Genomic DNA, 24,591 nt, shown 5'->3' with positions numbered 1-24,591 from the left:
CTTCGGTTCAAATTCTTTACTGGTACAGAATTCTTACCGCAGTGGCACACCGGGCGTCAACCGTTGTCGAGGACTACCAAGATTCCGCGCCGTTATGCTCCCGGGTACCCCTCCCACCTCCGGAAAGCCATGACAGCGAACCCCACCAGCACCGATCCGCCGGCACTGCCGTGGGCCCGCTTCGACGACCTGGCGACCGACCATGCGCTGCGCTTCCCGGCGCCGCACCGGGTGCTCACCGCCACCCGGCCGGACGAGGTCGTCGCGGTGCTGGCCGAGGTCGACCGGGCCACCCGGGACGGCTGCTGGGCATTCGGCTACGTCGGCTACGAGGCCGCCGGGGGGCTGGACGACCGGCTGGTCACCCACCCGCCGGCGGCGGACGGGCCGCCCCTGGTCTGGTTCGGGCTCTGCGCCGAACCCCGGCGGGTCCCGGTGGTCACTCCGGCGGCGGACCCGGGGACCTCGCTGACCCGGTGGCGGCCGGGTTGGACGCCCGCCGCGCACCGGGCCGGCGTGGAGCGGGTCCGCGCGCACATCGCGGCCGGCGAGACCTACCAGTGCAACCTCACCGTGCGGATGCGCGGGCAGATCGACCGGGACCCCGAGCAGCTCTACGCCGACCTCGCGCCACGCCAGCGCGGGGCCTACTCCGCCTACCTGGACCTGGGCCGCTTCGCGGTGGCCAGTGCCAGCCCTGAGCTGTTCTTCAGCTGGCGCGGCGACGAGCTGACCACCCGGCCGATGAAGGGCACCGCGCGCCGCGGCCGGCACCTCGCCGAGGACCGCACCCAGGCCGAACTGCTGCGCACCAGCCCCAAGGAGCGCGCCGAGAACATCATGATCGTCGACCTGATGCGCAACGACCTGGCCCGGATCGCCCGCACCGGCGGCGTCACGGTGAGCTCGCTGTGTGCGCTGGAGCGGTACCCGACCGTGCTGCAGCTGACCTCCGAGGTGACCGCCCGGCTGCGCCCGGAGATCGACCTGGTGGACGTGTTCCGCGCGCTGTTCCCGTGCGGCTCGATCACCGGTGCGCCGAAGGCGCGCACCATGGCGCTGATCCGCGAGCTGGAGGACGGGCCGCGCGGCGTCTACTGCGGCGCGATCGGCTGGGTCGGCCCGCCCGAGGCGCCGACCAGGGCCAGGTTCAGCGTGGCGATCCGCACCGCCGTGGTGGACCGGGCCACCGGCGCGGCGGTCTACGGCACCGGCGGCGGCATCACCTGGTCCTCCGACGCCGAGGCCGAGCACGCCGAGCTGCTGGTGAAGGCGGCCGTGCTGAACCGGCCGCCGGCCGAGTTCCACCTCTTCGAGACGATGGGCCACGCGCCGGACACCGGCATCCGCAACCTGGACGGCCACCTTCGCCGACTGGGCCGCTCGGCCGAGTACTTCGGGTTCCCGCTCGACCTCGACGGGGCGCGCGCACGCCTGCGGGACGAGGTGGCCGGCCTCGGCGAGGCGCTGGTCCGGCTGCGGCTGCACCCCTCCGGCGCCCTCGAGGTGGAGAGCGGGCCACTGCCGGCCGCACTCGGCCGCCCGGTCCGGCTGGCGCTGGACCTCGAACCGGTGGACTCCGCAACGTTCTGGCCGTACCACAAGACCAGCCGCCGGGAGCCCTACACGGCGCGCGCCCGGCGCCACCCGGACGCCGACGACGTGGTCCTCTGCAACGAGCGCGGCGAGCTCACCGAGACCACGATCGCCAACCTGGCCGTACGCCTGGACGGGGGGTGGTGGACCCCGCCGCTGTCCGCCGGCTGCCTGCCCGGCGTCGAGCGGGAACGGCTGGTCGCCGCCGGCGAGCTCGGCGAACGGGTGCTGCGGGCCGCCGACCTGGACCGGGCCGACGGGCTGGCGGTGCTCAGCTCGCTGCGCGGCTGGCGGCCGGCGGTGCTGGTCGGTGTCGGCGCGTTGTCGGCACCGACCAGCACCCCAGTGCGCTGAGCCGGTCGGCGGCTACTTGGCGGCCTGCACCGCCTGGCGCAGGGCCTCGTCGGTGTTGTCGATCTGCTTGCCGTTGACCTCGACCGTCGGGGTGGCGTTGATGCCCGCCTTCGACGCGGCGTCGGTCAGCGCGGCGGTCCAGCCGGCGAACGTGTTGTCCGTGACGCACTTGGCGAAGTCGCCCCCGGCGCCGGCCTGCTGGCCCAGTGAGATCAGTTGGCTCTCCGGCAGGCCGTCGCCACCTTCCGGCGGCTGGTTGGCGTAGAGCAGCTTGACGTACTTCGCGAACACCGCGGCCCCGGACTGCGCCGCGCAGCCGGACGCGGACGACGCCCTGGTGGAGTACTTGGTCGTGGAGGACTGGTCCAGGAACGCGAGCGGGTGGTAGAGCACCTTCGCTGCGCCACTGGCGATGAAGCCGTCGATGGTCGCACCGGACTGCTGCTCGTAGGCCCGGCAGACCGGGCACTGGAAGTCCAGGTAGATGTCGATGCTGGCCGGCGCGCTGGCCTGCCCCACCAACACCCCGCTGGCGGTGGCGTTGACCGGCACCGCCCCCGAGTTGGACTGGTGCTGGGTGCGGTAGACGCCGAACCCGACCACCCCCGCGAACAGCAGCACCACCACGATGCCGATGATCGCCGTCAGGGACGGGCCGCGCCGGGCGGTCACCACCGACCGGGTGTTCCGGCCGGTCTTCTTGGACATCATCGCCCGTTCTCCTCTCGCCTGCCGGCGAGCATGCCATCCACCGAGAACGGGCCGACCGGCCACCTCGCCAACAGCAACGCGACCACCAGCAGGCCGGCGTCGCGGGTCAGCTCGAGGCCGTAGGTGGGCCGTACCCCGGCGGCCAGCGCCCCGCCGCCGCCGAAGCAGCCGCAGTCGATCTGCAGCCCGCGGATCCAGGCGGAGGCGATGCCCGCCATGTACACCACCATCAGCAGCGCGGACACCACCGCGCAGGCCCGCACACCGGCGCCGACCAGCAACAACACCCCGAGTACCAGCTCCACCACCGGCAGCCCGGCGCCCGCCATCTGGGCGGCGAGCTCCGGCAGCAACCGGTACGCGCGCACCGCCCGGACCGAGGCGTCCAGGTCGGTGATCTTGCTGAGTCCGGCGGCGATCCACACCGCGGCCAGCACCAGCCGACCCAAGGTGGACAGCCAGCTCCAGGCCGGCTTTCTCGCTACTAAGGCAGTTCCCACGGCAGTCATTGTCTTCAACAGTCGCTCGCGGGGCACATCCCGGTTCCCGAACCGGGCCCAACCGACCCGAATTACGGCATGGCTCGCTGTCAGAAAGCTCTCAGGAAGGAGTTCAGCGCGCGGCGTCCATGAGGTGGTGCAGCAGGAGCAGCTGGGTGATCGCGAGCGGTTCGCTGCGGCCGTCCGCGCCCAACCGGCCGAGGCACTCCGGTGTCTCGCTGCCCGGTTCGCCGATCGAGGCCCAGATCGCTTCCTGCACCGTCGCGCTCGCCTCCCGGGGTACGTAGCCGTGGATGTGCAGGGTGTCCACCGGGCGCCCATCGGTGTCCCTGGTCAGCTTGAGGTGCATGGTGCGGTGCAGGCCGGGCCGCAGCGCCTCGGACAGGTCGGGGTGCCGGATCGTCGGGCGCAGAATCAGCTCGGCGGACAGCGGCGTGTCGACCGGGTCCTGTCGGCTGGCGATCGGACCGAACCGCACGACCACGTCGGCGTGCTGGCGCTGAGGCCGGATGAACGCCTCGGACTCCGGCTCGCGCACGGCGAGCTCGGCGAGCACCTGCTCCGGGGTGTAGCCGCGCTTGGCAGTGTCGCGGCGCACCTTCCACTCCCGCCGCGTCGGCTCCGGTGGGTCCAGGAACACCGTCACGTCGAAGCAGGCCCTGGCCAGCTTGGTGTAGAGCGGGAAGAGCCCCTCCACGATCACGAAGTCGTTCGGCTCGACCAGCTCCGGGCGGCCGAGCTGCCCGGTGGAGTGGTCGTAGACCGGCTTCAGGATCGGCTGGCCGCTGGCGAGCAGCTGCAGGTGCTGCTCCATGATCTCGATGTAGTTGCACTCCGGGTGCAGTGCGGTGAACGGCAGCGCCTTGCGCTCCACCCGGTCGTAGCGGTGGTAGTCGTCGGTGCACAGTGACACGCACCGCTCGGGCCCGAGCACCTGCACCAGGCCGGCGGTGAGCGTCGTCTTGCCGGCGGCACTGTCCCCGGCGATGGCCAGCAGCACCGGTCGCCGCCGCGCCGGCTGCTCGCCCGCACGGTTGATCCGCAGCCTCTTGTCAGGCACCGATACACCTCCCGGTGGTGAAGGCCCCGACGTTACGGTCGGCGGCCCCCACCCCGTCTCCCCCGCTGCGGGGTAATGCCGGGGCAAACCGCGGCTGACCCGGCCGAAATGGCTCTATCGTCCTGAGCTATGTCTGCGTCGCCCACAGGGTCACCGGCCGGCCCTCCGTCGAGTGGGCCACTGCGCATCGTGCTGGTCGACGACCACGAGATGGTGGTGGCCGGCCTCAAAGCGATGCTGGCCCCGTTCCGCGGCCGGGTGCGCGTGGTGGGCGAGGCGATCGGTGCCGACGAGGCGGTCGGCGTGGTTGGCGGGCTGACCCCGGACATCGTGCTGTGCGACGTGCGCATGCAGGGTGCCAGCGGTCTGGACCTGTGCCGCACGCTGCGTACCCGGGACCCGAACTGCAAGGTGGTGCTGCTGTCGGTCTACGACGACGAGCAGTACCTGTTCCAGGCACTGCGCGCCGGCGCGTCCGGCTACCTGCTCAAGAAGATCAGCGGCGACGAGCTGGTGCGCCAGCTCGAACTGGCGCACAGCGGCGTCACGGTGATCGACACCGCGCTGGCCGGCCGTGCGGTGGACACGGCCGCCCGGCTGCAGAGCAACGAGTTCTGGCCGGGTGCCCGGCACGGACTCACCCACCGCGAGAGCGAGGTGCTCTCGCTGATCGTCACCGGCCTTTCCAACCGGGGCATCGCCACCCGGCTGGTGGTCAGCGACGAGACGATCAAGAGCCACCTGCGGTCCATCTACCGCAAGCTCGGGGTCAGCGACCGGGCCGGCGCGGTGGCCACCGCGCTGCGCGAGGGGATCTACCAGTGACCGCCGGGGAACCCGGGTTCGCGCTGCTCGGGTCGGTCGGCTCCCGGCCGGTCCTGGGGCTGGTCGCGCCGGAGCGGGAGAACGCGCTGCTGCTGGCCATCATCGAGGCGGTGTCCAACGGCCCGGCGGTGGAGCCGATGGCGGCCGCGGTGGCCCGGCTGATCACCGACGCCACCACCACCGACGTGTGCTTCGTGCACGTGCTCGACGACACCGAGCGGTCCCTCACCCTCGCCGGCGCCACGCCCCCGTTCGACCAGCAGGTCGGCCTGATCCAGCTGCCGATCGGGTCCGGTGTCACCGGTTGGGTGGCCAGCCACCACGAGCCGGCGGTCATCGTCGAGCACAAGGAGTCCGACCCGCGCTACGTACCGATCCCGGCGCTGCGGGGTACCGAGTTCACCTCGATGGCCTCGGTCCCGATGGCCACCGAGCCGGGTGGGCTGGTCGGCGTACTCAACGTGCACACGGTGGCCCGGCGCAAGTTCACCGACCGTGACCTGCGGCTGCTGCTGGTGATCGGGCGGCTGGTGGCCGGCGCCATGCACCAGGCCCGGATGCACCGCCAGCTGGCCGCACGGGAGCGGGCCCACGAGCGGTTCACCGAGCAGGTCATCGCCGCCCAGGAGACCGAGCGGCGCCACCTCGCCGGGGACATCCACGACGGCATCTCGCAGCGGCTGGTCAGCCTCTCCTACCACCTGGACGCGGTCGGCCACATCCTGCGCGACGACCCGAACGAGGCCGCCGTGCAGCTGCGGGTGGCCCGCGAGCTGGTGGACCTGACGCTGGACGAGGCACGGATCGCGATCGGCGGGCTGCGGCCGCCGGTGCTGGACGACCTCGGCCTCGCCGGCGGGCTGGCGAGCCTGGCCCGCTCGGTGCCCCAGCTGGAGGTGAGCCTGGACCTCGCCGACGAGCGGCTCCCCGAGCACGTGGAGATCGCGCTGTACCGGATCGCCCAGGAGTGCCTGCAGAACATCGCCAAGCACGCCCGCGCGAGCACCGCGTGGGTTCGCTTCGGGACCCACGAGGGCACCGCCAGGCTCGAGGTGTCCGACGACGGCGTGGGGTTCGAGGTCGGCCCCAATCCGGGCACCGGCACCGTCGAGAGCGGTTACGGGATGCAGTCCATGACCGAACGCGCCGAACTGGTCGGCGGCGAGCTGCGGGTGGTCTCCCGGCCGGGCTCGGGCACCACCATCGTGGCCACCGTCCCGGCCGGCGCCTGACCGTCCCCGCTGCTCATAGTGGACTGGACAGTCCAAGAGCTACCCTGAGAGCGTGACAGCGACCGCGAAGCTGACGCCGAAGGGCGCGGCCACCCGGGCCCGCATCGTGGCGTCCGGCGCCGACCTGGTGCTGGCCCGCGGCGTCGGCGGCACCAGCCTGGATGACATCTGCACCGGCACGGCCACCAGCAAGAGCCAGCTGTTCCACTACTTCCCGGGCGGCAAGAGCGAGCTCGTCGGCGCGATCGCGGCGTTCCAGAGCGAGCGGGTCCTGCGGGCGCAGCAGCCGTTCCTCGGCGAGCTGGACAGCTGGGCGGCGTGGCAGGGCTGGCGCGACGCGGTCCTGGCGCACTACGGGTCGCAGCGGCACTGGGGATGCCCGATCGGCGCACTGGCCACCGAGCTGATCGGCAACGACCCGGAGCGTGCGGCGGACGTCGCCCGGCACATGGACCACTGGCGCGGATACCTGCGCGCCGGACTGAGCCGGATGCGTGATGCCGGTCTGCTGCGCGCCGACGCCGACCCGGACACCCTGGCGCTGTCCGTCTTCGCCGCGCTGCACGGCGGGCTGCTGCTGACCCAGACCATGCGGTCGCTGAAACCCCTCGAGGCCGCCCTCGACGGCGCACTCACCACACTGCGGGCCGCCGCCGCGACCGGCTGACGGGACCGCCGCCGACTGAGGGCGACCGTTCCGAGCACGGGGGCGCGCCAGGCACGGGGGCGCGCCGAGCGCGCGGCCGCGAACATGCACGCGGTTACCGAGCTGCACAACAGGCAGGTCGCGAGCCACCAAAACCTGCCTCCTGTGCAGTTCGGTAACAACAAGCCGGGGAACGGGCACCTAGCGATAGTTAGGCGTTTAGTTAAGAGTGAGCGGTCAACTCTTGATAGACGTGCTAGGGGTTGGCGAACCACCATGGGCTCATGACTGATCGCTGGAACGCCGGGGTCATCCCGTACGCGGAGATGGGCTACTGGCAGCCGGACTACCTGCCCAAGGACACCGACGTGCTGTGCGCGTTCCGGATCACCCCGCAGGACGGGGTGCCCCCGGAGGAGGCCGGCGCCGCGGTGGCCGGCGAGTCGAGTACCGCCACCTGGACCGTGGTCTGGACCGACCGCCTCACCAGCTACGACCACTACCAGGCCAAGTGCTACTCGGTGACCGCCGTGCCCGGCATCCCCGGCCAGTACATCGCGCTGATCGCCTACGAGCTCGACCTGTTCGAGGAGGGCTCGATCGCGAACCTGACGAGCTCGATCATCGGCAACGTCTTCGGCTTCAAGGCGCTCAAGGCGCTGCGCCTGGAGGACATGCGGATCCCGACGCACTACGTGAAGACGTTCCAGGGCCCCGCGCACGGCATCGTGATGGAGCGCGAGTGGCTGAACAAGTACGGCCGCCCACTGCTCGGCGCCACCACCAAGCCCAAGCTCGGGCTGTCCGCGCGCAACTACGGCCGGGTGGTCTACGAGGCGCTGCGCGGCGGCCTGGACTTCACCAAGGACGACGAGAACATCAACTCGCAGCCGTTCATGCGCTGGCGGGACCGGTTCCTGCACTGCATGGAGGCGGTGAACCGGGCGCAGGCCGCGACCGGCGAGATCAAGGGCCACTACCTCAACGTCACCGCCGGGACGATGGAGGAGATGTACGAGCGCGCCGAGTTCGCCAAGGAGATCGGCAGCGTGATCGTCATGATCGACCTGACGATCGGCTACACCGCGATCCAGTCGATGGCGCACTGGGCCCGGAAGAACAGCGTGCTGCTGCACCTGCACCGGGCCGGCTACGCGACCTGGTCGCGGCAGAAGAACCACGGGGTCAACTTCCGGGTGCTGGCCAAGTGGATGCGCCTGGCCGGCGTCGACCACATCCACGCCGGCACCGTGGTCGGCAAGCTGGAGGGCGACCCGAACGCTATCCGCGGCTACTACGACACGCTGCGGCTGGACCATGTGACCGCCGACCCGGTCAAGGGCCTCTACTTCGACCAGGACTGGGCGTCCATGCCCGGGGTGATGCCGGTGGCCTCCGGCGGCATCCACGCCGGCCAGATCCACCAGCTGCTCGGCTACCTGGGCGAGGACGTGGTGCTGCAGTTCGGCGGCGGCACGATCGGCCACCCGATGGGCATCGCGGCCGGCGCCACCGCCAACCGCGTCGCCGTCGAAGCGATGATCAAGGCGCGCAACGAGGGCCGGGACTACGTCATCGAGGGCACCGACATCCTCAAGGCGGCCGCCAAGCAGAGCCGCGAGCTCGACATCGCGCTGGCCACCTGGGGCGACATCACCTTCAACTACGAGTCGACCGACGTGCCGGACGTCGTCGAGACGCCGACCAGCGTCTGAGAGGGCGAGGAAACCATGCGTATCACCCAGGGCACCTTCTCCTACCTGCCCGAGCTCACCGACGCCGAGATCACCGCACAGATCGGCTACTGCCTGGACAACGGCTGGCCGCTGTCGGTCGAGTACACCGACGACCCGCACCCGCGTAACTCCTACTGGGAGATGTGGGGGCTGCCGATGTTCGAGCTGGCCGACCCGGCCGGCGTCCTGCTGGAGGTGGACGCCTGCCGCCGGGCCAACCCGAACGTCTACATCAAGCTCAACGCATACGACGCGCGGCTCGGCCGGCAGACCACCGCCCTGTCGTTCCTGGTGCAGCGCCCCGCCGAGGAGCCCGGGTTCCGGCTGGAGCGCCAGGAGACCGGCAACCGGACCGTCCGGTACACCACCCACTCCTACGCCACCGAGCGCCCGGCCGGCGAGCGCTACCCGCGGGGCTGAGGTGACCCGCCCAGCACCCACCGCCGAGCGCGCCTCCTTCGGGATGCGCCGCCCGGTCGGTGTGCCGGAGCCTGCCGAGCCGGCTCCCGAGGTACTGCCTGCCGACACCCTGGTGGACCTCGCGCAGGCCCGCCGGGATGCCGGTATCGACGAGGTGCTCGGCGCGCTGGACCGGGAGCTTGTCGGGCTGGCGCCGGTGAAGACGCGCCTCGCCGAGATCGCCGCGCTGCTGCTGGTGGACCGCACCCGGGCGCGGTTCGGGGTGGCCACGCCGGCGCCGACGCTGCACATGTGCTTCACCGGTAACCCCGGCACCGGCAAGACCACCGTGGCGCTGCGGCTGGCCGACCTGCTGCACCGGCTCGGCTACCTGCGCCGGGGTCACCTGGTGGCGGTGACCAGGGACGACCTCGTCGGGCAGTACGTCGGGCACACCGCACCGAAGACCAAGGACGTGATCAAGCGGGCGATGGGCGGCGTGCTGTTCATCGACGAGGCCTACTACCTGTACAAGGTCGAGAACGAGCGGGACTACGGCGGCGAGGCCATCGAGATCCTTCTGCAGGTGATGGAGAACAACCGGGACGACCTGGTGGTGGTGCTGGCCGGCTACGCCGACCGGATGGACACCTTCTTCGCCGCCAACCCCGGCATGCAGAGCCGGATCGCGCACCACATCACGTTCCCCGACTACACCGTCGGCGAGCTGGCGCAGATCAGCGAGCTGATGGCGGACGGGCTGGGCTACCGGTTCTCCGCCGAGGCGCGCGAGGTACTGGGCCGCTACCTGCGGGCCCGGGTGGGCCAGCCGTGGTTCGCCAACGCGCGCAGTGTGCGCAACGCGGTGGAGCGGGCCCGGCTGCGGCAGGCCCGGCGGCTGCTCGAGCGGCCCGACCCCCGGGTGGACCTGGCCGCGTTGACCACCCTGGAGGCACCGGACCTACTGGCCAGCCGGGTGTTCCGGGGCGAGCCGGACGGGGCGACAATCACGGGAGGGTCCTGAACAGTGCCGCTCGTCGCGAGAGGTGATCCAGTTGGATGCATCGAAAGGCCCTGTCCTCCTCGTAGGGGTCGATGCCGGGGTTGTATCGACCCCTACGACAACGCCGCCCGGCGCCAGCTGGGCGCCTCGCAGTAGAGCATGCATTGTTCAGGGCGCTCCTCAGTGACGACCAATGCGCGGTTGCGGGCGCTCGTCGAGCTGGCGGACACCGGCTCGGTGCGGGCCGCCGCGCAGCGGCTGGTGGTCACCGAGGCTTCGGTGTCCGCCGCGATCAGCGCACTGGCCGCCGAGGTCGGCGTGCCCCTGCTGGACCGCGACGGGCGGGGGGTGCGGCTGACCGCGGCCGGCCGCCGCTACGTCCACTACGCACGCCGCATCCTGGGCCTGCACGAGGAGGCGCTGGCCGCCGCGCGCAGCGAGGCCGACCCGGAGCACGGCACCCTGCGACTGGCCGCGGTGACCACGGCGGGCGAGCACCTGCTGCCCACCCTGCTCGCGTCGTTCCGCGCCGAGTACCCGGCGGTGGTGCTCGGGTTGGAGGTCGCGCCGCGGGGGGCGGTGTGGCCCAAGCTCGCCTACCACGAGGTGGACCTGGTCGTCGCCGGCCGCCCACCCGATGACGGGCCGATGTGGGTGCGGGCGGTGCGCCCCAACTCGCTGGTGGTCGTCGGGTCGCCGGAGCTGGCCGCCACGTTCGACCCGGCCGCGGCGACCTGGCTGCTCCGCGAGCCCGAATCCGGTATCCGGGCCACCACGACCGCGCTGCTCAGCGCTCTGGAGGTCGACCCGCCGCGGCTCACCCTGGGTTCGCACGGCGCCGTGGTCGCCGCCGCGGTGGCCGGCCTCGGCGTCACCCTGGTGTCCCTGCCGGCGGTGCACGGGCACCTCGAGTCCGGCGCGCTGGTCCAGCTCGCGGTACCGGGCACCCCGCTGCGGCGGCCCTGGCACGTGGTGAGCCAGCCGGCGCCGACCGCCACCACCGAGCTGTTCGTCCGCCACCTGCTGGCACACGGCGAGCTCGGCTGGCGGGCACCGGGTTCTCCGGGAGCTCCGGGAGACCCGGCGGAAGACTCGCCGGCCGCCACCGCCGCGCGGACCTGAGCCCGCGACCGCTCCCACACCGACCACCATCGGGGGCCGCCCTGGCGAGGCACCGCCCTGGGGATCAGGATAGAACTCAGGCAACGGAGCCACATCTCACCATCCAGCTGTTGGGTGGATGATCGTCATTGCTGGCGGAGCTACGAGAGGTGGTGCCATGGACGGGGTCGCCGATATGGGCGGCACGGGCGGCTGGGGCCCGGTGCACCCGCCGAGCCCGGACGAACCGGTGTTCGCGGAGACCTGGGAGGGGCGGGCGTTCGCGCTGGCCCTGCTGTCCATGGGCCGGGTCTCCGGGCGGAACCTGGACGCCTTCCGGCACGCCCTGGAGCGGCTGGACCGCGCCGCCTACCTGAGTGACGGCTACTTCGGGCGGTGGCTCAACGCCGCGGAGCTGATGCTCGTCGAGAGTGCCATCCTGGCCCCCGGCGCGGTCGACGCCCGGGCCCGAGGGCTGCGCGGCGAGCAGGTCGAGGAGCCGCCGGTACCGGAGCCGGACAAGCCGGACTACGCGGCCACCGGCCCCGGCTCACTGCGCACCGTGGAGCAGGCGCCGGCGTTCGCGGTCGGTGACACCGTGCGCGCCAAGGACATCTCCCCCGCCGGCCACACCCGCCTGCCCGGCTACGTCCGCGGCCACACCGGCGTGGTGGAGATCATCCAGCCGGCTGCGCTGCTGCCCGACACGCACGCCCACTTCCTGGGCGAGAACCCGCAGCACGTCTACTCGGTGCGGTTCAAGTCCCGCGAGCTCTGGGGCACCGGACCGGGCACGGACGCCGAGCCGTTCGCGCTGACCATCGAACTGTTCGAGAGCTACCTGGAGCCCGCGGCAGGAGTCACGGCATGAGCAGCGAACCCACCGAGCGGATCCCGGCCGCACTGCGCACCGAGGCGCTCGAGCAACTGCTCACCGAGCGCGGCCTGGTCGACCCGACCGCGATGGACAAGTTCATCACCAACTACGAGACCAACGTCGGCCCGCTCAACGGCGCCAAGGTGGTCGCCAAGGCGTGGACCGACCCCGAGTACCGGGAGCGGCTGCTCACCGACGGCACCGCGGCGATCAAGGAGCTCGGGTTCACCGGCTCGCAGGGCGAGCACATCGTGGTCGTGGAGAACACCGCGACCACGCACAACGTCATCGTGTGCACGCTGTGCTCGTGCTACCCGTGGCCGGTGCTCGGGCTGCCCCCGTCCTGGTACAAGGACCCGGCCTACCGCGCGAGGGTGGTCAAGGAGCCCCGCGCGGTGCTCGCCGAGATGGGCCTGGAGCTGGCCGACGACGTCCGGATCACCGTGCGCGACTCCAGCAGCGAGGTCCGCTGGCTGGTGCTCCCGCAGCGCCCGGCCGGCACGGAGAACCTCGACGAGGACGCGCTGATCCCGCTGGTGACCCGGGACGCGATGGTCGGCGTGGCCAAGGTGGCTGCCCCGTGACCCCCCAACTCGACCGTGACCAGCAGGGCACTCACCAGCGCGGCACCGACCAGCCCAGCACTCACCAGCACGGCACCGACCGGCTGGAGGCCGGAGCGGGCCTCGACGGACCCGCCGCGCCGCTGGAGTCGGACGGCCCGGGAGCGCCGCCCCGGTCCAACGGCGAGCTGGTGTTCGCCGAGCCGTGGGAGAGCCGCGCGTTCGGGATGGCGGTCACCCTCTTCGACGCGGGTGCGTTCCGCTGGCCGGATTTCCAGGCGGCCCTGATCGCCCGGATCGCCGCCTGGGAGGCCGCCCCGCCCCCCGGTGAGTGCTGGAGCTACTACCAGCACTGGCTGGGCGCCCTGGAGGACGTGCTGGCCAGCGACGGCACGGTGGCCGCCGGCGAGGTCAGCGACCGGGCCGCCGCACTGGCCCACCGCCCGGCCGGCCACGACCACCGGGATGACCACGGGCACGGGCACTGAGCGGAGTCACCGGGAACGGATGCACCGGGTGACGGACCACGGCCCGGCGCGTTTCACGTAACCGTGTTCACGTCACGGCCTGTGGATGACTAGGCGGCGACGTCGCGCACCTTGCGTGGACGCCGCGCATCTCGCACCATGCGCGACGTCAGCGAGCAAACCGCCGGCACCCCAGCCCCGCGCGACGTCCACCATGCGCGACGTCCACCAGAGGTACTCAGTCGTCGACCACGTGCACGGCGGCCTCCTCGGCGGACGCGCCCGCGCCGTCGATGCCGACGTCCTCGGCGTACGGCTCGTGGTCGCCGGCACCGTCGCCGTTGTCGGTCAGCCGGCCGGACCGGGCGTCGCCGACCTCGTCGTCACGCAGCTCACCGTCGGTGTCGGACTCGTCGCCGAGGCCGTCGTCGTCGGTGTCCTCGTCGGCCCAGGACTCCGGGAGCTCGCGGGCCAGCCGCCGGTCCAGGCCTTCGCCCTCGGCCTCCTCGCGCGAGGTGGTGCCCCAGTCCTCGACCGCCCACGGCTTCTCCGGCGGTGAGTACCCCTCGTCCAGCGGGTCGTTCGGGCCCCGCCCGTCCAGCGTGTCCAGTCCGTCCAGCTGCTCGAACACGTCGTCGTCGACCTCATCGGGGTCCATCGCGTCCTCCCTCGGTTCGACCCGGTCGGCACAACCGGTCGACCGCCGAGCGTATGCCCGATCCGCCCGGACCGGATCCCCGACTCACCCGGACCGAACCGCCGACCCGCGGCGGGACCGGGCGGCGGACGGCTGTCCAAAACGTGGCGAAGGCCACCCCACCTGCGCAAGCAGAGCGCTTGCTACAGCTAGCACTCTCCCTTATGGTCGTTCCTGTCAGTCCAAACCTGACAGCGGGATCTGACAACAGACCTGACAGCAGAGAGCTGGTCGAGCAGGACGCGGCGCCCGGGTCGGACCGGAGCGATCGGACCGATCTCGGCCCGTCCAACCCGACCGCGGCGCAGGCACGAACAGCCGTCGCGGACACCAGTCCAATCACAGAGAGGTGATCTTCAATGGCTATCCAGCTGCCGACCTCCGCGGACGTCCGTAAGGCCCGTTCGCAGGTCAACAAGACCGTCAACACCCAGGTCGACGCGGTTCGCCGGCCGGTCATGGCCGCGCTCGGCGCGACCGACCTCGCGGTGCAGACGCTGCGCGAACTGCCCGAGGAGCTGCGCACCCGGCTGAGCCGCGACGAGCTCCGCAAGCGCGCCGACGAGGCGGGCGAGCGGGCGCGGGGCACCTACAACGAGTGGGCCGAGCGCGGCGAGGGCACCCTCGAGCGCATCCGCACCCAGCCCCAGGTCGCCCGTGCGCTGCGCTCCGTGGAGAGCGCCAACAAGCGTTCGAACTCGCTGGTCGAGAACCTGGTGGACGAGCTGCACGACGTCGGCAGCGAGGTACTCGAGGCCGTGAGCTTCGAGACGCGCTCCGCCGGCGAGCGCACCGCCCGCCGCACCCAGCGGGTGGCACGGGACACCGCGAAGGCGGTGACCGAGGTGAGCGCCGAGTTCGCCGAGGCGGTCACGGACGCCGCTGACGAGGCCGCGCACACCACGCGCAGCGCCACCCGCAAGGCCGCCAACCGGACCGCGCCGGCCAAGTCGACGCCGGCCAAGTCGACGCCGGCCAAGTCCGCACCGGCCAAGTCTGCATCGGCGGAGCAGCCGAAGACGAACAACGGCGCGCGCCGCACGACCGCGAACAAGTAAGCGAAGGTCCTGACGGTCCCTCGGCAGGTCCGACACCCGGAGCCCCGGAGCAGAGTCTGCTCCGGGGCTCTCTCGCGAGCCGCGGCGGCGCGTGCCGTCAGCCAACCGCCCCGGATCGAGGTGTTACGTCGCCGGTGTGCCGGCCGACCCGGGTGGCGCGGCGGCCAGCTCCGTCCGGCGCCGCCGGTACTCGGCCAGCCACTCGGCCCGGTCGGCGAAGTTCCGGCTGGTCGGCGGACCGTCGGTCGGGGCTACCTGCAGCCCGTACGGCGGACCGCCGGACCACGGGTCCACAGTGGCGGTCAACATCGTCCCGGAGGCCAGGTGCAGCGCCGCCGTGCTGCCCTCGGTGAGCTCGGCGGGGGACTCCGGGCCGCGCAGCGACGCCCACTGGGCACCGGCCGACCTGGCTGCCGCGACGACCCGCTCCACCCGCTGCCGCTCGGACGCCGCGGTGAGCTCCCGGTCCCGGACCGCGCAGGCCACGCCCAGCAGCAGGTCGGTGGGCAGGCCGACGCCCTCCGGGCAGGCCGAGGCCAGCACCTGTTCGGCGTCGGCCTCGACCGCCAGCAGGGCGGCCATGTCCCCGCCGCGCCGCCGCACCTCGTCGACCACCGCCTGGATCTGGTCCAGTGCCAGCTGGTAGGTGCTCCGATTCGCGATCAGCGTGGGGTAGAGCCGGTCCTCGGCCGCGCGCCAACGCGCCCGGGGATCGCTGGCTGCCGGGTCGGTCAGGTTCCTTGTCGTGTCCATGCCGCAGTCAGGTCTACAGCGTCCGGGTCCGCGTGGCCAGCGCGCCCTCCCGAGGGCGGCGTGCCGCGGCGGCCGGCACGTCCACCCGGCGGCCACGGCACACTGGCCGGGACGGGTGTTGCGGTCGTATCCCGACCACGCACCACCGCGCAGAGGAGGACGAATGGGTGTGACCGAGCGTGCCGTGCAGGCCCGCTGGACGGGTGGCCTGCGGGCCGTCGTGCAGGCCGGCGACTTCGAGGTGGTGGCTGACGAGCCCGAGTCGGCCGGCGGGACCGGCACCGGGCCACAACCCACCGAGCTGTTGCTGGCCTCGATCGCGTCCTGTTTCACGATCTCGCTGGCCTACAGCGCCCGCAAGCGCGACATCGAGCTCGCCGACGTCGAGGTCGACGTGGTCGGCCACTACGACGGCCCCCAGTTCGGCTCGTTCCGGATCATCGTGCGGGCCAGTGCCCCGACCGGCGACGACCTGGCCAAGCTGGCCGAGTCGGCGAAGCGGGTCTGCTACGTCACCCGGACGCTGGCCGCCGCACCGACGATCGAGGTCGTCACCGAGTAGGCCGTCACCGAGTACGCCGCCGGGCCGGCTGCACTAGGGTCGCGGCACTCTCGTTGATCCGAAGGGCCCATCCCACTGTCCGCTGAACGCTCCCCCCGGAGGGTGCTGACCTTCGCCGCGCTGGTGGTCGGCTGCGTCGGGGTGCTCGCCGCGGTGGCGTTGCCGTTCGCACCGGTCCTCGCCGAGCGGAGCACGGTCAGCTGGCCGATCGCCGGGCAACCGGTGGCCTCCAGCACCGCGTTCTTCACGCCGTACCGCCCGGTGCGGCTGACCGCTGAGGTGCCCTGCCCGGTGCTGCGCGCGGCCGCCGCGGCGAACCGGCCGGTCACGGTGCTGGACACCGCCTCGGCCGGTGCGGGACTGCTGGTGCGGGTGGCGGGCGGCGCGACCCAGGTGCTGCTGAACGGGCGGCTGGTGAGCAGTACCGCGACGGCGGCACCGGAGTGTGCGGTCACCGTGGCCGCCGACTCGGGCGGGGCGCTGGTCGCGGCGGGCGGGCAGCGGATCCGGCTGGACGGCGAGCCGACGCCCCAGGTGCAGGCGTTCCGCACCGAGCTGGCCCCGGCGTTGGCCGCCGGGCTGAGCGTCACCGGGTACACCGAGGACCCGTTCCACGTCCGGGCCACCGGGCTGAAGTCGGCGCTGCTGGCGGTCCAGCTGCTCGCCGCGGCCGGGGCACTGGCCTGGCTCTGCTGGGCCGGGTCCGGCTCGGTCGAGGCCGGCGCTGTCGGGTCCGGCGCTGTCGGGTCCGGCGCCGTCGGGTCCGGCGCGGTCGGGTCCGGCGCGGTCGGGTCCGGCGCGGTCGGGTCCGGCGCAGCTCAGGACCGCGTTGGCAGCTCGACACCGGAACCCGGGCGCGGTGTCCGGGCCAGGGCCGCGGGGCTGGCGGTGGACCTGGGGATGCTGGTCACGCTGGCCGGCTGGGCGGTGATCGGACCGCTGTCCGACGACGACGGCTTCGCCGCGATGATCGCGCGCAACTCCCGCCTCGCCGGCTACCAGGGCAACTACTACCGCTGGTGGAACGCCTCGGAGACACCGTTCGCCCTGGCCCAGCACGTGCTGGCGCCGCTCACCGAGGTCAGCCTGGCGCCGCTGTGGCTGCGGGTACCGAGCACGCTGCTGGCCGCGGTCACCTGGTTCGCGCTCAGCCGGGGCGTCCTGGTCGCCGCGCTGCCGGAGCTGGCCCGCCGCACCGGGATCCGGCTGCTCGCGGCCGGCTGCTTCCTGGCCTGCTGGCTGCCGTTCGACCTCGGCGTCCGCCCGGAGGCCTACATCGCGGTCGGTGTGACCGGGGTGTTGGCACTGCTGTGGCGGGGGCGCGGGTTGCCCGCACTGGGCGCCGCCACCCTGCTCGCCGCGCTGACGGTGAGCGCCAGCCCGTCCGGGGTGCTGCTCGCCGCACCCGTCCTGGTGTTCGCGCCCCAGGTCGTCCGGATCGTCCGGGCTGGTGCCGGCGGGCTCGAGATCGTGGCCAGGGTCGCGGCGTTGTGCTGCGTCGGTGGTGTGGCGCTGGTCCTGGTGTTCGCCGACCAGAGCTGGCACGCGCTGGCCGTCGCGACCCGGTGGCACACCCAGTTCGGCCCGTCGTTGCCGTGGTACGCCGAGCTGGCCCGCTACAGCTCCCTGCTCGGCGACGGCCCGGACGGCACCGCCACCAAACGGGTGCCGGTGCTGCTCACCCTGGCGCTGCTGCCGGTGGTCGGGCTGCTGCTCGCCCGGCGCACCGAGGGCGGGATCGCCGGGGCGGCCGAGGGTGGTGCCGCCGGGGCGGCCGGGCGGGTCAGCCCGGCGGCGGCCCGGTTGGCCGGGGTCGCTGTGCTGGGGCTGGCGCTGTTCTGGCTCACCCCGTCCAAGTGGTCGCACCACTTCGGCGGGTTGGCCGGGGTCTTCGCCGCGTTCCTGGTGGTGGCCGCCGTCCTGCTGGTGCGTTGCGCCCGGTCGACGCCGGCCGGGGATCGGGTGCCGCTCGGTGTCGGGTTGGGCGGGGTCGGGTTGGTCGCGGTGGTCGCCGGGCTGGCCTTCGGCGCGCCGAACCAATGGTGGCAACCGGTGATCTACGACGTGCCGTGGGCGCACAGCCCGATCCGCCCCGGCGGGCTGCCGCTGAACTCCCCGCTGCTCTGGGCGGGCGCGGTCGGGCTGGGCTACCTGGTGGTGCGGCGGCGCCGCGGTGCCGCCCCGGCCAACCGCTCGCTGGTCGCCGCCCCGGCCGTGCTGGCCAGCTCGGTCGTGGCGGTCTCGGTCGCGGTGCTGCTCGGTTCGTTCATCGCCGCGCCGATCCGCCAGCCCACCGGTTCGCTGGCGCTGGCCAACCTGCGCTGGCTGGCCAGGGACGGCGGCTGCGGGCTGGCCGACGACGTGCAGGTGCTGCCCGACGTGCCCGCCGGCCTGCTCGCCCCGGCCGGCACCGATTCCGGTGTGCTGGACGGGTTCAGCGCCGGCGCGGGCTACGACCAGGGCGCGCCGCCGCCGGACCCGCCCGGCGCCGGTGCCTCGAAATACCTCTGGGGCAGCCTCATCGGGGGCCAGGTGAACACCGGCGCGCTGACCAGCCCCTGGTTCACCCTGCCCCGCTTGGCCGCCGACCAGCAGGTCGCTGTGTCGGTGGCCGGCCGTACCGATGGCGGCAACCGGCTGGTCCTGGAGTTCGGCCGGGCGGGACCGACAGCCGTGCCGACAGCCGCTCCGGTACCGACCCACTCGCCGGCCGCGGCGACCGCACCGGAGACGGTGACGCCGCTGGGCACCGTGACCCCGCCGGATCCGATGCGCGCGCCATTCGGGGTGACGCCGGAGTACCGGCTCTGGCGGGCCGTGGGGGTGGGCGCAGCGCAGGTCCCGGCCGGCACCGACCGGGTCCGGGTGCGCGCGGCGGACGGCACCGCCGACCCGGACGGCTGGCTGGCGGTGTCCGGTCCGAGGCTGCGCCAGGTGCTCGGGCTCAACGGGTTCCTGGCCGAGCACCGACCGGTGCTGGTGGCCTGGCCGATCGCGTTCCTGTTCCCGTGCGTGACCGACCCGGTCGCGGTGCACCACGGCCTCGCCCAGGCGCCGGTCACCGTGCTCGAGGCGCCGAGGAGCTACGGCGACCTGTCCGCCGCCTCCACCGACCCGGGCATCGGCGGCAACTTCGCCCCGTTGCGCACCCTGGGCGGGCTCGGCGAGGAGACCAACCAGCTGGCCGGTCGCCCCGGGGTGGACTGGGGCGACGTGCTGCTGACCCACTACCCCGCGGCCCGCGACCAGTACCGGATCGACACCAGCTGGGTCCCGGTCTCCGGCCTGCACGGCTGACCAGCGCCGAATCCTTCGCCGAGTTCAACCGCAGCGGCCTCGCACCCCCCGATCGGGGCCGGTGTGGTTGAACTCGGCGAGGTTCTGAGACCGCGGGCGGGCGAGGTTCTGAGACGGTCGGGCGAGGTTCGGTCAGCGGGTGAGGGCCAGCACCGCGCTCATGTCGCGCACCGCGCGGGCGGTACCCCGCACCGAGCCGGACACCTTGGACCGGCCGCCGGTCCTGGGGCGGTACTCCACGTCGATCTCGTGCAGCCGCCAGCCGGCCGACCCGGCGCGCAGCAGCAGCTCCAGCGGGTAGCCGAACGCGCGGTCCTGCACACCGAGCGCGAGCAGTGCGTCCCGGCGGACCACGCGGACCGGCGCGATGTCGTGCACCGGAACCCCCCGGCGGCGCAGCAGGCCGGCGATCAGCGCGTTGCCCAGCCGGGCGTGCCACGGCATGGCACCCCGGACCGGGCGGCGCCGACCCACCGCCAGGTCGGCACGGCCGGCGGCCACCTCGGCCACCAGGGTGGGCAGCACCTCCGGGGGCAGCGAACCGTCCGCGTCGAGCACGCACACGTAGTCGGCGGTCGCGGCCAGCAGCCCGGCGTGCACCGCCGCGCCGTAACCCCGCCTCGGCTCGTGCACGACGGTGGCACCGGCCGCCGTGGCCACCGCCACCGTGTCGTCCGTGCTGCCGTTGTCCACCACGATCGCCCGGTAGCCGGCGGGCAGCCGGGCCAGCACCCCCGGCAGCGACTCGGCCTCGTTGAGGCAGGGCAGCACCACGTCCGCACCGGCTGTCACGCTGCGCACCCTAGAAGAACCACGGCCCCGGACCCGCGCCGACCCGGTTACGGAGTGGTGACACCGGGCGAGGAGACCGCCGGGGGGCCAGTGAGTCCGGCCGGGTCGCGGAGCGGGTCGGTGGCGAACGCGGCCACCCCGTCGGCGAAGCGCACCCCGGCCCGGAAGCCGAGGAGCGCACGTGCCTTGGCGGGGTCGGCCACCACGTGCCGGACGTCGGCCGCCCGCGCCCCGCCCACGGTCACCGGCTGCGGGCCGTCCATCGCCGAGGCCAGCGTGGCGGCCAGCTCACCCACCGTGTGCGGCTCGCCGGAGCACACGTTCACCGCCTCCAGCCGGCCGGCCGTGCGCGCCGGGTCGGCGGCCAGCGCCAGCGCGTTCGCCTCGGCCACGTCGGTGACGTGCACGAAGTCCCGCCGCTGTGCCCCGTCCTCGAGCACCGTGGGTGCCTCTCCCCTGGCCAGCGCGGAGCGGAAGATCGACGCCACCCCGGCGTACGGGGTGTCCCGGGGCATCCGGGGGCCGTACACGTTGTGGTAGCGCAACGACCACACCGAGCCGCCGGTCTGCCGCGCCCAGGCGCCGGACAGGTGCTCCTGGGCGAGCTTGCTCGCGGCGTACGTACTGCGCGGGTCCAGCGGGGCGTCCTCCCCGACCAGGCCGCCGACCAGGGCCGCGCCGCACTCCGGGCAGGGCGGCTCGAACCGGCCGGCAGCCAGCTCCGCCGGCCGGCGCGGGCCGGGCCGCACGGTGCCGTGGGTCGCGCAGTCGTAGCGGCCCTCGCCGTAGACGACCATCGAGCCGGCCAGCACCAGCCGGCCCACGCCGGTGGCGTGCATGGCGGCGAGCAGCACCGCGGTGCCGTAGTCGTTGTGCGAGGCGTAGTCGGGCGCGTCGGAGGGGTCCAGCCCGTGGCCGACCATCGCGGCCTGGTGACACACCGCGTCCATCCCGGGCAGCAGCCGGCGCAGCAGCTCGCCGTCCCGCACGTCGCCGACCACCAGCTCGTGCCGGTCGGTCCACGGCGGCGCCCCGCCCGACCCGTGCGCCTGCGGCAGCAGCGCGTCCAGCAGCAGTACCCGGTGGCCCGAGTCGGCGAGCAGGTCCGCGACGTGGGACCCGATGAACCCGGCCCCGCCGGTGATCAGGATGTGCACCGCACGAGGCTAACGGCCGTGCTCCGGGCGCACGGCGGAGATCGGTTACCGAGTGCTTACGAACCGTCATGATCGTCGCTCTGCGCAACTGTTGGTCGCTAGCGTCACGACCATGCCACGAACGACGTCGAGGCAGGCGCCACCGCGCCGTGTCCCGACCCCCGCCGAGCCGCCGCCGGCACGCTACGGGTTCCCCGCCGTGCTCTGGCGGACTGTCGAGCGACTCCGCCCGCCGGGCCTCGGCCGGACCCGGTTCTGGCGCAGCCCGCTGCGCGGCCCGTGGCTGACCTCGGTGTTCGGCGCCGTCCTCCTGATCACCCTGCCGATCGTGATCGTCACCGGGCTGCTGGACTACATCGCGTACGGGCCCCAGTTCGACCAGGCCTTCCCGTTCGACGTGGGATGGCTGCACCTGCCCTACTTCGACTGGCCGAGCCGGCCGTCCTGGCTGTTCCGGCTGACCCAGGGCCTGCACGTCGGACTGGGCCTGGTGCTCATCCCGGTGGTGCTGGCCAAGCTGTGGTCGGTGGTGCCCCGGCTGTTCGCGTGGCCGCCGGCCCGCTCGCTCGCGCAGGTGCTGGAGCGGGTCTCGCTGGTCGCGGTGGTCGGCGGGATCCTGTTCGAGATCGCCACCGGCGTGCTGAACATCCAGTACGACTACGTGTTCGGCTTCGACTTCTACACCGCGCACTACTACGGCGCCTGGGTGTTCATCGGCGGCATCGTGGTGCACGTCGCGATCAAGTTCCCGCACATGGTGACGGGGCTGCGGTCCCGCTCGCTGCGCACCGAGCTGCGCACGCCGCTGGCCGGGACCCGGCCGGAGCCGGCCCACCCGGAGGACCCGGACAGCCTGGTCGCGCTGGACCCGGCACCACCGACGCTGTCCCGGCGCGGTCTGTTGGCCGTGGTCGGCGGCGGCTCACTGCTGGTCGGGCTGCTGACCGCCGGGCAGACCATCGGCGGCCCACTGCGGCACGCCGCCATCCTGCTGCCGCGCGGGCGCTCCTACGGCGACGGCCCGAACGACTTCCAGATCAACCGCACCGCGGTGGCCGCCGGCATCACCGACGAACTGGTCGGGCCGGGCTGGCGGCTGGGTCTGACCGGCGGCCCGCTGCCGCTGACCCTGGACCGGGCGGCGCTGTCGTCGCTGCAGCAGCACAGCGTCGAGCTGCCGCTGGCCTGCGTCGAGGGCTGGTCGAGCACCCAGACCTGGACCGGGGTGCGGCTGGGCGACCTGGCCGCGCTGGCCGGGGTGGCCGCGCCGACGTCGGCGGTGGTGCGGTCGGTGGAGCCGATGGGCGCGTTCGCCACCGCCTCGCTCACCGCCGGCCAGGTGCTGAACCCGGACGCACTGCTCGCCACCTCGGTGAACGGTGCGCCGCTCAGCCGCGACCACGGCGCCCCGTGCCGGGTCATCGCTCCCGCGGTGCCCGGGGTGCACTGCACCAAGTGGGTCGGGTCCATCGAGTTCCGGAGCGCACCGTGATCACCCGCTGGAAGGCCTTCTACGGCGAGCACCCGCTGCACCTGTTGGCCGTGCTGGCCTGCCTGGCGCTGGCCGGGTACGCGGCGCTGGGGGTGCTGGCCAACCCGGTGTGGCCGAGGATGCTGATCTGGTTCGGCGCCGCGATCGTGGCGCACGACCTGGTGGTGTTCCCGCTCTACGCGGCCGCCGACCGGGTGCTGAACCGGGTGCGGCCGGGCCCCGGGGTCAACTACCTGCGGGTGCCGCTGCTCGGCGTCGCCCTGACGTTCCTGCTGTTCTTCCCGGGCATCATCCGCCAGGGCGCGGGCGCCTACCGGGCCGCCACCGGGCTGACCCAGGAGCCGTTCCTGGCCCGCTGGTTGCTGCTGTGCGCCGCGATGTTCGCCGGGTCGTTGCTGGTCTACGCGGTGCGCTCGGTGACCCGCCGACTCGGCCGGCACCCGACACCGGCCCCCACTCCCTCGGCACAGCGATGACCCAGCCATAACAGACCGTCGTTCTGTTAAGCTCGGAACAAGCTCCTCGCTGAATCCGACGCGCAAAGGACGGCATCCGCTGATGCGGCTGTTGCACCACATCCCCCGCCGGCTCCTGGTCTCCCTGGTGCTGCTGCTGTTGTTCTCCGTTCCCTGGTGGACCCTGCTCGGCAGCCCGCTGTCCTGGCCGGACCCGATGCTGCTGGTGGGCACCGCGGTGTTCGTGCTGGCCGTCCTGGGTCTGCCGGTGCTGATGATCCTCGGGCACGGGGCCGCGCAGCGCGACGCGGCGGCCGCGCTGGGCGACACGATGCTGGGAACCGCCTGGCTGCTGTTCAGCTGGTCGGTTATCGGCAACCTGGGCGGGCTGGTGCTGCTCGCGGCCGGGGTGCCGGATCCGGCCCGGTCCCGGATCGTCGCGGTATCGGTGCTGGTCGCCGTGGTGGTGCTGCTCGGCTGGGGCATGTTCGAGGCGCGCCGGGTACCCCGGGTGCGCGAGCTCGACGTGGTGCTCCCCCGGCTGGGCGCCGGCCTGGACGGGCTGCGCCTGGTGGTCGTCACCGACACGCACTTCGGCCCGATCGACCGCGCCGGCTGGTCGACGAAGGTCACCGACACGGTCAACGCGCTGCACCCGGACATCGCCTGCCACGCCGGTGACCTCGCGGACGGGCCGGTCGAGAAGCGCCGGCACCAGGTCGACCCGCTGGCCAAGGTGCACGCCGAGCTGGGCAAGTTCTACATCACCGGCAACCACGAGTACTTCGGCGACGCGGCGGGCTGGATCGACCACATGGCCTCGATCGGCTGGCAGCCGCTGCACAACCTGCACGAGGTGGTGTGCCGGGGCGGTGACCGGCTGGTGATCGCGGGCGTCGACGATCCGACCGGCGTCGGCCTCCTCCTCGGGCACGGCCCCGACCTGTCGGCCGCACTGTCCGGCGCGGACCCGGAGCTGCCGGTGGTACTGCTCGCCCACCAGCCCAAACAGGTCACCGAAGCCGTGGCGGCCGGCGTCGACCTGCAGATCTCCGGGCACACCCACGGTGGCCAGATCTGGCCGTTCCGCTACCTGGTGCGCCTCGACCAGCCGGTGGTGGCCGGGTTGAGCCGGCACGGTGAGCGCACCCAGCTCTACACCAGCCGGGGCACCGGGTTCTGGGGTCCGCCGCTGCGCGTCTTCGCGCCCAGCGAGATCACCGTGCTCACCCTGCGCGCGCCGGGCGCCTGAACCGGG

Annotated in this window: 24 protein-coding genes; 17 read left to right on the top strand and 7 right to left on the bottom strand. The window is 73.1% G+C overall.

The features are described 5' to 3' along the window. Nucleotides 1–129 precede the first annotated feature (129 nt). Entirely contained in the window at nt 130–1,950 is a 1,821-nt protein-coding gene (gene pabB, locus ACTXG6_RS20905) for an aminodeoxychorismate synthase component I (RefSeq protein ID WP_445189481.1), read from the top strand. A gap of 12 nt (nt 1,951–1,962) precedes the next feature. On the opposite strand, the gene ACTXG6_RS20900 is transcribed toward pabB, so the two are convergent. The 3 genes from ACTXG6_RS20900 to ACTXG6_RS20890 form a co-directional block, all read right to left on the bottom strand. Beyond that, nucleotides 1,963–2,658 (bottom strand): thioredoxin domain-containing protein, encoded by a 696-nt coding sequence (locus ACTXG6_RS20900; protein ID WP_445189480.1) that lies wholly within the window; start codon nt 2,656–2,658, stop codon nt 1,963–1,965. After that, nucleotides 2,658–3,161: a MauE/DoxX family redox-associated membrane protein gene (locus tag ACTXG6_RS20895; RefSeq protein ID WP_445189479.1), complete on the bottom strand. Its 504-nt coding sequence runs from the start codon at nt 3,159–3,161 to the stop codon at nt 2,658–2,660. The genes ACTXG6_RS20900 and ACTXG6_RS20895 overlap by 1 nt, the downstream gene beginning before the upstream one ends. Nucleotides 3,162–3,273: 112 nt before the next feature. Next, nucleotides 3,274–4,221, bottom strand: a complete 948-nt coding sequence (locus tag ACTXG6_RS20890) for a phosphoribulokinase (protein WP_445189478.1) — start codon at nt 4,219–4,221, stop codon at nt 3,274–3,276. Between the two features lie 189 nt (nt 4,222–4,410). Here ACTXG6_RS20890 and ACTXG6_RS20885 point away from each other — a divergent pair, with 189 nt between their 5' ends. The 10 genes from ACTXG6_RS20885 to ACTXG6_RS20840 all read left to right on the top strand — a co-directional run bounded on the left by ACTXG6_RS20885 (nt 4,411) and on the right by ACTXG6_RS20840 (nt 13,091). After that, nucleotides 4,411–5,046, top strand: a complete 636-nt coding sequence (locus ACTXG6_RS20885) for a response regulator (protein ID WP_445189477.1) — start codon at nt 4,411–4,413, stop codon at nt 5,044–5,046. Continuing rightward, nucleotides 5,043–6,278: a GAF domain-containing sensor histidine kinase gene (locus ACTXG6_RS20880; protein WP_445189476.1), complete on the top strand. Its 1,236-nt coding sequence runs from the start codon at nt 5,043–5,045 to the stop codon at nt 6,276–6,278. The genes ACTXG6_RS20885 and ACTXG6_RS20880 overlap by 4 nt, the downstream gene beginning before the upstream one ends. Before the next feature lie 52 nt (nt 6,279–6,330). Further along, on the top strand, nt 6,331–6,945 hold the full coding sequence (locus tag ACTXG6_RS20875; RefSeq protein WP_445189475.1) for a TetR/AcrR family transcriptional regulator: 615 nt from the start codon (nt 6,331–6,333) through the stop codon (nt 6,943–6,945). Between the two features lie 263 nt (nt 6,946–7,208). Continuing rightward, the gene (locus tag ACTXG6_RS20870; RefSeq protein ID WP_445189474.1) at nt 7,209–8,639 is read left to right on the top strand and encodes a form I ribulose bisphosphate carboxylase large subunit; all 1,431 of its coding nucleotides are present in this window, start codon (nt 7,209–7,211) and stop codon (nt 8,637–8,639) included. 15 nt (nt 8,640–8,654) lie between these two features. Next, the gene (locus ACTXG6_RS20865; protein WP_445189473.1) at nt 8,655–9,080 is read left to right on the top strand and encodes a ribulose bisphosphate carboxylase small subunit; all 426 of its coding nucleotides are present in this window, start codon (nt 8,655–8,657) and stop codon (nt 9,078–9,080) included. Nucleotide 9,081: 1 nt separating this feature from the next. Beyond that, entirely contained in the window at nt 9,082–10,083 is a 1,002-nt protein-coding gene (gene cbbX, locus ACTXG6_RS20860) for a CbbX protein (RefSeq protein WP_445189472.1), read from the top strand. Between the two features lie 162 nt (nt 10,084–10,245). After that, nucleotides 10,246–11,184 (top strand): LysR family transcriptional regulator, encoded by a 939-nt coding sequence (locus ACTXG6_RS20855; protein ID WP_445189471.1) that lies wholly within the window; start codon nt 10,246–10,248, stop codon nt 11,182–11,184. A gap of 157 nt (nt 11,185–11,341) precedes the next feature. Further along, nucleotides 11,342–12,034 (top strand): nitrile hydratase subunit beta, encoded by a 693-nt coding sequence (nthB, locus tag ACTXG6_RS20850; protein WP_445189470.1) that lies wholly within the window; start codon nt 11,342–11,344, stop codon nt 12,032–12,034. Continuing rightward, entirely contained in the window at nt 12,031–12,624 is a 594-nt protein-coding gene (nthA, locus tag ACTXG6_RS20845; protein WP_445189469.1) for a nitrile hydratase subunit alpha, read from the top strand. Before nthB ends, nthA begins: the two co-directional genes overlap by 4 nt. Further along, nucleotides 12,621–13,091: a nitrile hydratase accessory protein gene (locus tag ACTXG6_RS20840; protein ID WP_445189468.1), complete on the top strand. Its 471-nt coding sequence runs from the start codon at nt 12,621–12,623 to the stop codon at nt 13,089–13,091. The genes nthA and ACTXG6_RS20840 overlap by 4 nt, the downstream gene beginning before the upstream one ends. Nucleotides 13,092–13,308: 217 nt before the next feature. Here the strand turns inward: ACTXG6_RS20840 and ACTXG6_RS20835 are convergent, their stop codons facing one another. Then, nucleotides 13,309–13,728 carry a DUF5709 domain-containing protein gene (locus ACTXG6_RS20835; protein ID WP_445189467.1) on the bottom strand — a complete coding sequence of 140 codons (420 nt, stop codon included), beginning with the start codon at nt 13,726–13,728 and terminating at the stop codon, nt 13,309–13,311. Nucleotides 13,729–14,126: 398 nt separating this feature from the next. Between ACTXG6_RS20835 and ACTXG6_RS20830 the strand changes: the two genes are divergently transcribed. Then, nucleotides 14,127–14,825 (top strand): hypothetical protein, encoded by a 699-nt coding sequence (locus ACTXG6_RS20830; RefSeq protein WP_445189466.1) that lies wholly within the window; start codon nt 14,127–14,129, stop codon nt 14,823–14,825. 123 nt (nt 14,826–14,948) lie between these two features. Here the strand turns inward: ACTXG6_RS20830 and ACTXG6_RS20825 are convergent, their stop codons facing one another. Beyond that, on the bottom strand, nt 14,949–15,578 hold the full coding sequence (locus ACTXG6_RS20825; RefSeq protein WP_445189465.1) for a hypothetical protein: 630 nt from the start codon (nt 15,576–15,578) through the stop codon (nt 14,949–14,951). Nucleotides 15,579–15,741: 163 nt separating this feature from the next. Here ACTXG6_RS20825 and ACTXG6_RS20820 point away from each other — a divergent pair, with 163 nt between their 5' ends. Then, complete coding sequence (locus ACTXG6_RS20820) at nt 15,742–16,140, top strand: OsmC family protein (RefSeq protein ID WP_445189464.1); 399 nt, start codon at nt 15,742–15,744, stop codon at nt 16,138–16,140. 102 nt (nt 16,141–16,242) lie between these two features. Next, nucleotides 16,243–19,437 carry an arabinosyltransferase domain-containing protein gene (locus tag ACTXG6_RS20815; protein WP_445189463.1) on the top strand — a complete coding sequence of 1,065 codons (3,195 nt, stop codon included), beginning with the start codon at nt 16,243–16,245 and terminating at the stop codon, nt 19,435–19,437. A 132-nt stretch (nt 19,438–19,569) separates the two neighbouring features. Here ACTXG6_RS20815 and ACTXG6_RS20810 read toward each other — a convergent pair whose 3' ends face one another. Together ACTXG6_RS20810 and ACTXG6_RS20805 are read right to left on the bottom strand one after the other, a co-directional pair. After that, nucleotides 19,570–20,229, bottom strand: a complete 660-nt coding sequence (locus ACTXG6_RS20810; RefSeq protein ID WP_445189462.1) for a glycosyltransferase family 2 protein — start codon at nt 20,227–20,229, stop codon at nt 19,570–19,572. Between the two features lie 47 nt (nt 20,230–20,276). Beyond that, nucleotides 20,277–21,386 carry an NAD-dependent epimerase/dehydratase family protein gene (locus tag ACTXG6_RS20805; RefSeq protein ID WP_445189461.1) on the bottom strand — a complete coding sequence of 370 codons (1,110 nt, stop codon included), beginning with the start codon at nt 21,384–21,386 and terminating at the stop codon, nt 20,277–20,279. Nucleotides 21,387–21,498: 112 nt separating this feature from the next. Here ACTXG6_RS20805 and ACTXG6_RS20800 point away from each other — a divergent pair, with 112 nt between their 5' ends. From ACTXG6_RS20800 to ACTXG6_RS20790, 3 genes are all read left to right on the top strand, one after another. Further along, entirely contained in the window at nt 21,499–22,878 is a 1,380-nt protein-coding gene (locus tag ACTXG6_RS20800; protein WP_445189460.1) for a molybdopterin-dependent oxidoreductase, read from the top strand. Next, complete coding sequence (locus tag ACTXG6_RS20795) at nt 22,875–23,354, top strand: hypothetical protein (protein ID WP_445189459.1); 480 nt, start codon at nt 22,875–22,877, stop codon at nt 23,352–23,354. The genes ACTXG6_RS20800 and ACTXG6_RS20795 overlap by 4 nt, the downstream gene beginning before the upstream one ends. An 82-nt stretch (nt 23,355–23,436) precedes the next feature. Next, on the top strand, nt 23,437–24,585 hold the full coding sequence (locus ACTXG6_RS20790; RefSeq protein WP_445189458.1) for a metallophosphoesterase: 1,149 nt from the start codon (nt 23,437–23,439) through the stop codon (nt 24,583–24,585). Nucleotides 24,586–24,591: the final 6 nt, after the last annotated feature.

The organism is Pseudonocardia sp. Cha107L01 (genome assembly GCF_052566575.1).
The sequence above is the reverse complement of the archived record's forward strand: the minus strand, read 5'-3'. Positions and strand labels throughout refer to the sequence as shown.